We start from the raw sequence: 7,760 nt of genomic DNA on the forward strand, positions 1-7,760 counted from the left end.
CGTCTGAGGCTCGCCCTGTCCGGGGTGGCGGGGCCCGCCACGCTCGGTGGAGGTATACGCGCGGACGAATCATCAGCGGGTCGCAGTCCATCCGCGTCGGCGCTTCGTCGACTGGAGGCATACGCGCGGGCGATTCATCGGTGTGGATACCTCCACCCGGTCACTCAGGACCAGGTCAGCCGCAGCTCGGCGAGCCGCTGCGCGAGGTGCGGGGGGCTGCCTGCACCCCTGCAGGCGTCGAAGACGACCACCCGCAGCTGGTCCATCGCGACCGCCGGGCCCAGGTCCGGGAGCGGCTCCCCCGCGAGCTCCGCGCACAGCGCGTGCACCCCGGGAAGCGCGTCGGCCGCGCGGTCCAGCGGCAGCTGCTGCCACCTGCGGACCGCGCGGCCGAGCTCCGTCGCGGTGTCGTCCGGGATCAATCCGAGCGGAGCCGGGCCAGCAGGCGCAGCAGCTCGAGGTAGAGCCAGACGAGGGTGACGAGCAGACCGATGGCCAGGTGCCATCCGTAGCTGACGGGAGCGCTGGTGCGGATCGCGGTGTCGATCGCGTCGAAGTCCAGCGCGAGGGTGACGGCCGCGAGGCCCGTGCCGAAGACCGAGATGCCGATACCGAGCCAGCCCGTGCCGCCGAAGCCGAAGGGCGAGCCGTCGAAGAACATCATGTAGCCCAGGTTGATCAGGGAGAAGACGAAGTAGCCGACGATCATCATGCTGACGATCGCGCGGAACTTCTGCGTCACCTTGATCACGCCGGTGCGGTAGAGGACCAGCATCGCGCCGAAGACGCACAGGGTCGCGAGGATCGCCTGCGTGACGATCGACTCGAAGACGCTCGAGCCGGCCGGGTCGTAGGCCATGTGGTAGAACGCGCTGATCGGGCCGACCAGCGCGCCCTCGAGGACCGCGTACAGGACGGCGACGACCGCGCCGACCGGCTTGCGCCGGAACATCATGAACAGGCTCATGCCGATGGTGCCGACGAGGCCGATCATCATCATCGCGCCCCCGATCGCGGGCAGCATGGACGCCAGGGCCCAGCCGATCGCCGCGACCGCGAGCATCACGGCGAACAGCGCGCCGGTACGCATCAGGACGTCATCGAGGGTGATGGCGCGACCGCCGCCGCCGTCACCGCCGAGGCCGCCGACGGGTCCGGGCTGGCCGAAACCGGGCTGCGGCTGCTGGCCGTAGCCGGCGGGAGCCTGGCCGTAGGGCTGCTGGCCGTAGCCGGCGGGAGCCTGGCCGTAGGGCTGCTGGCCGTAGCCGGCAGGTGCCTGGCCGTAGCCGGCAGGTGCCTGGCCGTAGCCGCCCTGCTGGGGCGCGTAGCCCTGCTGGCCGTATCCGCCCTGGGGCTGACCGTAGCCCTGCTGCGGGGCGCCGGTGTCGCGGAAGCCCGCGTAGCCACGCTGCGCGTCCTTTTCGACCCGGTCGAGGATCGGGTTGCTCATCTGTGCTCCTGGTGAGGGGCGGGCGCGGCCAGGTCGCCGCTGACTGTCCCCAGAGTAAGCGCTCACGCTGGGCGTGGTGTTCCCCCCCTCCACAGACAGCGACCGGCCCCGCACCACCAGAGGCTGTGCGGGGCCGGTCGACGCGCTCGATCCGGGAGCGGGAGGAGCCTCAGGCGAGGCCGTCGAGCGCCTGCTCGAGGTCGGCCAGGATGTCGGACACGTCCTCGATGCCGACCGACAGGCGCACGAGGTCGTCGGGGACCTCGAGCATCGATCCGGCGGTCGATGCATGCGTCATCGCGCCCGGGTGCTCGATGAGCGACTCGATCCCGCCGAGGGACTCGGCGAGCGTGAAGACCTCGGTGCGAGCGCACAGCTGCTGGGCGGCCTCGCGCCCACCGGCCAGGCGGACGGAGATCATCCCGCCGAAGCGCGACATCTGCCGGGCAGCGACCTCGTGGCCCGGGTGCTCCGGCAGACCCGGGTAGAGCACCGCGGTGATCTCGGACCGGGCGGACAGCATGTCGACGACGGCCTCGGCGTTGTCGCAGTGCCGGTCCATGCGCACGCCGAGGGTCTTGATGCCCCGCATGGTCAGGTAGGCGTCGAAGGGTCCGGGCACACCGCCGGAGCCGTTTTGCAGGAAGGCGACCTGTGCGTCGATCTCCTCGTCATCGGTCACGAGGAGACCGCCGACGACATCGCTGTGGCCGCCGAGGTACTTGGTGCTCGAGTGCACCACGACGTCGGCGCCCAGCGTCAGCGGCTGCTGCAGGTACGGGCTGGCGAAGGTGTTGTCGACGACGAGCCGTGCTCCGGCAGCACGCGCCACCTCGGCGACCGCACTGATGTCCCCGATGTTGAGCAGCGGGTTGGTCGGCGTCTCGAGCCAGACGAGCTTGGTGTCGGGCCGGATCGCCGAGCGGATGGCGTCGACATCGCCGACGGGTGCCGGCGTGTGCTCGATCCCCCACTCGGCGAAGACCTTGTCGATGAGGCGGAAGGTGCCCCCGTAGGCGTCGTCGGGGATCACCAGGTGGTCGCCGGGACGAAGGGAGGCCCGCAGGATCGCGTCCGTCGCCGCCATCCCGGAGGCGAAGGCGCGGCCGTAGGTGCCCGACTCGATCGAGGCCGCGTTGGCCTCGAGCGCCCGACGGGTCGGGTTGCCGGTGCGGGCGTACTCGAAGCCACTGCGCATGCCGCCCACGCCGTCCTGCGCGAAGGTCGAGCTCGCGTAGATCGGCACGTTGACCGCACCGGTCAACGGGTCCGGCTCGTAACCCGCGTGGATGGCTCGGGTGGAAAACCCTTGGCTGGCGCGGGCGTCCGCCGCGCTCTTGTGCTCTCCCATGGTCAGCCCTTCGCTCGGTTGGACAGGTGGCCCAGCAGGTCCTGCCGGGTGATGACGCCGAGCGGCTTGCCGCCTTCGACGACGAGGAGTGCATCCGCGTGCTCGAGCGCCTCGGTGGCCGCACCGACGGGCTCGACGGCACCGATCTGCGGCAGCTTGGCGCCCATGTGCGCGCTCACCGGGTCGGCGAGTGAGGCGTGTCCCTCGAAGACCGCCGTGAGCAGGTCGCGCTCGTTGACCGCCCCGGCGACCTCGCCGATGACGATCGGGGGCTCTGCGCCGACGACCGGCATCTGGGAGACGCCGTACTCACGCAGGATGTCGATGGCCTCGCGGATGGTCTCGTTGGGGTGGGTGTGCACCAGGGCGGGCAGCTCGCCACCCTTGCCACGCAGCACATCGCCGACGCTGGACTCGCTCCCTTCGTCGCCGGGGAGGAATCCGTAGGACGCCATCCACTCGTCGTCGAAGATCTTGCCCAGGTAGCCACGGCCACCATCGGGCAGGAGCACGACGATCTTGGCGTCGGGCCCCTCGCGCTCGGCGATCTGGAGCGCTGCGACGACGGCCATGCCGCTGGAGCCGCCGACGAGCAACCCCTCCTCGCGGGCGAGCCGGCGCGTCATCGCGAAGGCCTCCGCGTCATTGACGGCGATGACCTCGTCGGGCACCGAGGGGTCGTAGGCGCCGGGCCACATGTCCTCGCCGACACCCTCGACGAGGTACGGACGGCCGGTCCCACCGGAGTAGACCGAGCCTTCGGGGTCGGCACCGACGACCTTGACGCGGCCCTGGGAGATCTCCTTGAGGTAGCGGCCGGTGCCGGTGATCGTGCCACCGGTCCCGATCCCGGCGACGAGGTGGGTGATCTCTCCGTCGGTCTGCTCCCAGATCTCCGGGCCGGTGCTCTCGTAGTGCGCCTGCGGACCGTTGAGGTTGAAGAACTGGTTGGGCTTCCACGCCCCGTCGATCTCCTCGGTGAGACGGTCGCTCACGGAGTAGTAGCTGTCCGGGTGGTCGGGGGCCACGGACGTCGGGACGACCTGCACCTCGGCGCCGTAGGCCCGCAGCACGTCGATCTTGTCCTTGCCGACCTTGTCCGGGCAGACGAAGATGCAGCGGTAGCCGCGCTCCTGCGCGACGAGGGCGAGCCCGACACCGGTGTTGCCGGAGGTGGGCTCGACGATGGTGCCGCCCGGCTTGAGCTCGCCGGAGGCCTCCGCCGCGTCGATGAGCTTGCGGGCGATCCGGTCCTTGACGCTGCCGCCGGGGTTGAGGTACTCGACCTTGGCCGCGACGAGACCGGACTCGGCGGGGGCGACGGAGGAGAGCTTGACCAGCGGCGTGTTGCCGATCAGGTCGGTGATGTGGTCTGCGATCTGCATGCTCAGCATCGTGGCACGGATCATCCGGCCGTGGACAACGCCCCCCGACCGGGCGCCGGCTGCAGGGGTCGGTCACCGCCCAAGAATCAGGTAAGGGTATCCTTTGTTGAGCGAACAACCTTTCGGTTGGCCTGCCGCCGCCGGACCTCGAGTGATCGGATCCCCATGCCTCCCTCCCCCAGGAAGCCACGGCCGCAGCGCGTGCTCACCGTCCAGTCCACAGAGCGCCTCGGGCCGCACCTCGTGCGCCTCGTACTCACGGGCGAGTCCCTGGCCGACTTCGGCGCGCAGGAGTCCACGGACGCCTATGTGAAGTTGCTCTTCGTCGACCCTGCCCTCGGGCTGGAACCCCCCTTCGACCTGGCCGAGCTGCGTGAGAGCCTCCCGGGCGACCAGCAGCCGGTGACCCGGACCTACACCGTCCGGGCGATCGACCGGGATGCTCTGCGCCTGACCCTGGACGTCGTGACCCACGGCGACACCGGGTACGCCGGCCCGTGGGCCCAGCAGGCGACGGTGGGCGATGTGGCCGTGGTCATGGGTCCGGGCGGTGGTTATGCACCCCGGGCCGATGTCGGTTGGCACCTCTTCGCCGGTGACCTGTCCGCGCTGCCGGCCATCGCGGCCTCGCTCGAGGCACTGCCGGCCGAGACGAAGGGGGTCGTCCTCATCGAGGTCGAGCTGGAGGAGGACGTCCTCGAGCTCACCGCGCCGGTGGGCGTCGAGGTGCGCTGGCTCGTCAACCCCGACATCGCCGACGTGGAGTTCCTCGCCCGCGCGGTCGACGCGGTCGCCTGGCCGCAGGGACTGTCCGAGGAGACCGTGCAGGTCTTCGCCCATGGTGAGCGCGAGTCGATCAAGTGCGTGCGAGTCGTGCTCAAGCGACGTGAGGTGCCGCGCGCGGCCATCTCGATCTCGGGGTACTGGGCCCGCGGCCGCACCGAGGACGCCTTCCAGGCGGAGAAGAAGACACCGATCGGCACGATCGAGGACTGATCCGGGTCACGAGGACTCGCGGTTGGCCGCCTCCGTCCGACTGTGTATCAGGCGTTGTCGGACCTCGATGCCATGGTCCTGCACATGTCAGGTCACAAAAGGGGATGGGCCGATCAGGACCTCAAGGAGGCAGTCCAATCGTCGACCTCCTTGGCTCAGGTCATCGGTCGTCTTGGACTGCGGGTGGCTGGCGGTAACTACGCATCCGTCAGGCGAGCCATCGACGTCGCCGGGCTGGACACGACTCACTTTCGCGGTCAGGCATGGAACAAGGGGCTGACAGTTGCGCCTCATGCGCGCTGGCGTCTTCGAGTGGGTGTGCAACACGTGCGGCGGCACGGAGTGGCAGGGTCAGTCCATCCCGCTCGAGCTGGAGCACCGCGATGGAAACCCCAGCAACAACCAGCTGGACAACGTGGAGCTACTCTGTCCGAACTGCCATGCTCAGACCCCGACGTATCGGAGTCGCAATCGCAAGCGGGCGTAGGCCAACTGGCGAGCCGGGGAACTTAAAATTCCTGTCGAATGTGTGGGTTCGAATCCCATCGTCCGCACCCTGGTCCTTGACGACGCTCAGTCCGTCGCGGACTCGTCCTCCACGACAGCAGGACGCACGATCGACAACGCAATGCCGTCGAGGATGTCACGCTCGGAGACCGTCACGACAAGATCGGGGCCGTTGGCGCCGCGGGCCCGCTCGAGGATCTCGTACCAGATCAGCGCGCCTGCGCCGATGACGTCCACTCGACCGGGATGCATGAAGGGCTGGGCGGCCCGCTCGGCGCGCGTGCTGAGGATCAGTCGCTCGCACGCGGTCATCATCTCGTCGATGGAGATGTGGGCCAGGTGGATCGCGGAGGGGTCGTAGGAGTCCAGCTCGAGGGCCAGCGCCGCCACCGTGGTGACCGACCCGGCCAGCCCGACGATCGTCGTGACGCCCCCCAGACCGACCTGGGCCTCGGCCTCGTCGAGCGCCTCGGCGATGTCGAAGCGCGCAGCGTCGATCACCTCTTGGGTGGGTGGGTCCGTGCGGTGGTGCCGCTCGGTGAGCCGCACGGAGCCGATGTCGAGGGAGGTCCCGGCGACGACCTCGTGGGTGCCGCGCACGAGCTCGGTCGACCCGCCGCCGATGTCCGCCACGAGGTAGGGCCCCTCGAAGCCGGCCGCGAGGAGTCCGCCGGTGGCCCCGCTGAAGCTCAGCGCGGCCTCCTCGGTGCCGGCGACGACCTCGGGGGCGACGTCGAGCTCACCGAAGGCCGCACGCACCCCGGCGACGAACTCGACAGCGTTGCTGGCATCCCGCGAGGCCGACGTGGCGACGAAGCGGACATTGCCCGGCGGCACCGCGTGGTGACGGCACTGCTCCGCGTACTCACGGCACATGTCCAGGGTCCGGGCGAGCGCCTCGGGCGCCAGGTAGCCCGTGGTGTCCACACCCTGCCCCAGTCGCACCACCTCGTTGCGACGCACGACGTCGACGAAGGAAGGCGTCTCAGAGGCTGCCTCGTCGACGTCCGCGATGAGCAGACGGATCGAGTTGGTCCCGCAGTCGATGGCGGCGACTCTCATGGCTGGCTCCCTTCGTCCGCGCTGACGCACGGACTGGTGCACCACCACTGGGGCAGCAGGTCGAGGGCCTCGTCGCCGAGCGGGTTGACGCCGGGCCCTGCGGCCAGCGAGTGCGCGACGAGGACGTGCAGGCACTTGACGCGGCTCGGCATGCCGCCGGCGGAGATGCCCTCGATCTCCGGGACGTCACCGAGCTCGGCCCGACGCGCCAAGTAGTCCTCATGGGCTGCGCGGTACCGGGCAGCCAGGTCCTCGTCCTCAAGGAGCCGCTGGGACATCTGCGCCATCAGCCCACTGGACTCCAGGGTCGAGATCGCCCCGGTCAGGCGCGGACAGGTCGCGTAGAAGGTCGTGGGGAAGGGGGTGCCCCCGGGCAGGCGCGGTTCTGTGCGCAGGACTGTCGGTCCGCCACACGGGCAGCGGTGGGCGACGTCGACCGTCGCGCGGGCCGGACGGCCGAGCTGACGCTGGACGATCTCGAGGTCCACGGGGTCGACCCGGTCAAGGTCGTTGCCCCACTCGTCAGGCCTCACTGCGGCGAGGTGGGATCGTCGGCTGCGGACACCGAGGACGAGACCTGCTCGTACCAGGGCTGCGTGGACGGCGCGGTGACCGCACCGGTCTCCGGGTCGACCTCGGGCGCGTCAGCCTCGGGGTCGATGACCGTGTAGGACCGCTCCCCCGGCATGACGAACTTCAGCCGCTTGCGGGCCTGTGCCTCGACGTACTCGTCCGTCTCCCACAGCTCGCGCTCGCGCCGCAGGCCCTCGACATTGGCCTCCTGTGCCGACACCTGCTCGTGCAGGCCGGCGAGGCGCTGTCGCTGGTCGTACCAGGACTTGCCGGTCGGCACGAGCATGACGGCCAGGAGCACGGTGAGCGATCCGAGGACCACCCACCTGCGGGTCGTCATCACCGCGCGACGCTGCTGCGCCTCGCGAGCGGCTGCTCCGGTCCGTGGCCGGGGGCTGCGCCCCGTCGCGCGGCCGGCCGGCCGGGTCGTGCGGGG

General features: G+C 70.2%; 8 protein-coding genes and 1 tRNA gene. 2 read left to right on the forward strand and 7 right to left on the reverse strand.

Features of this window, described 5'->3' with window-relative positions:
- Positions 1 to 164: 164 nt before the first annotated feature.
- From JLI01S_RS15885 to JLI01S_RS15900, 4 genes are all read right to left on the reverse strand, one after another.
- Entirely contained in the window at positions 165 to 422 is a 258-nt protein-coding gene (locus tag JLI01S_RS15885; protein WP_068266479.1) for a hypothetical protein, read from the reverse strand.
- Entirely contained in the window at positions 419 to 1,450 is a 1,032-nt protein-coding gene (locus tag JLI01S_RS15890) for a Bax inhibitor-1/YccA family protein (RefSeq protein ID WP_068266482.1), read from the reverse strand. Before JLI01S_RS15890 ends, JLI01S_RS15885 begins: the two co-directional genes overlap by 4 nt.
- Before the next feature lie 169 nt (positions 1,451 to 1,619).
- The gene (locus JLI01S_RS15895) at positions 1,620 to 2,801 is read right to left on the reverse strand and encodes a cystathionine gamma-synthase (protein ID WP_068266484.1); all 1,182 of its coding nucleotides are present in this window, start codon (positions 2,799 to 2,801) and stop codon (positions 1,620 to 1,622) included.
- Between the two features lie 2 nt (positions 2,802 to 2,803).
- Positions 2,804 to 4,186 (reverse strand): cystathionine beta-synthase, encoded by a 1,383-nt coding sequence (locus tag JLI01S_RS15900; protein WP_068266496.1) that lies wholly within the window; start codon positions 4,184 to 4,186, stop codon positions 2,804 to 2,806.
- A gap of 165 nt (positions 4,187 to 4,351) precedes the next feature.
- Here JLI01S_RS15900 and JLI01S_RS15905 point away from each other — a divergent pair, with 165 nt between their 5' ends.
- Positions 4,352 to 5,182, forward strand: coding sequence for a siderophore-interacting protein (locus JLI01S_RS15905; RefSeq protein ID WP_068266487.1), 831 nt, complete (start codon positions 4,352 to 4,354; stop codon positions 5,180 to 5,182).
- Positions 5,183 to 5,659: 477 nt separating this feature from the next.
- A tRNA-Leu gene (locus JLI01S_RS15915) sits at positions 5,660 to 5,736 on the forward strand.
- A 19-nt stretch (positions 5,737 to 5,755) separates the two neighbouring features.
- On the opposite strand, the gene JLI01S_RS15920 is transcribed toward JLI01S_RS15915, so the two are convergent.
- The 3 genes from JLI01S_RS15920 to JLI01S_RS15930 all read right to left on the reverse strand — a co-directional run.
- Positions 5,756 to 6,751 carry a Ppx/GppA phosphatase family protein gene (locus JLI01S_RS15920; RefSeq protein ID WP_068266492.1) on the reverse strand — a complete coding sequence of 332 codons (996 nt, stop codon included), beginning with the start codon at positions 6,749 to 6,751 and terminating at the stop codon, positions 5,756 to 5,758.
- Positions 6,748 to 7,284 (reverse strand): DUF501 domain-containing protein, encoded by a 537-nt coding sequence (locus tag JLI01S_RS15925; protein WP_068266493.1) that lies wholly within the window; start codon positions 7,282 to 7,284, stop codon positions 6,748 to 6,750. Before JLI01S_RS15925 ends, JLI01S_RS15920 begins: the two co-directional genes overlap by 4 nt.
- A partial coding sequence (locus JLI01S_RS15930) for an FtsB family cell division protein (protein WP_218005535.1) occupies positions 7,281 to 7,760 on the reverse strand: 480 nt, incomplete at its 5' end. The genes JLI01S_RS15925 and JLI01S_RS15930, both read right to left, overlap by 4 nt.

The organism is Janibacter limosus NBRC 16128, assembly GCF_001570985.1.
GTDB classification, from domain to species: Bacteria; Actinomycetota; Actinomycetes; order Actinomycetales; family Dermatophilaceae; genus Janibacter; species Janibacter limosus.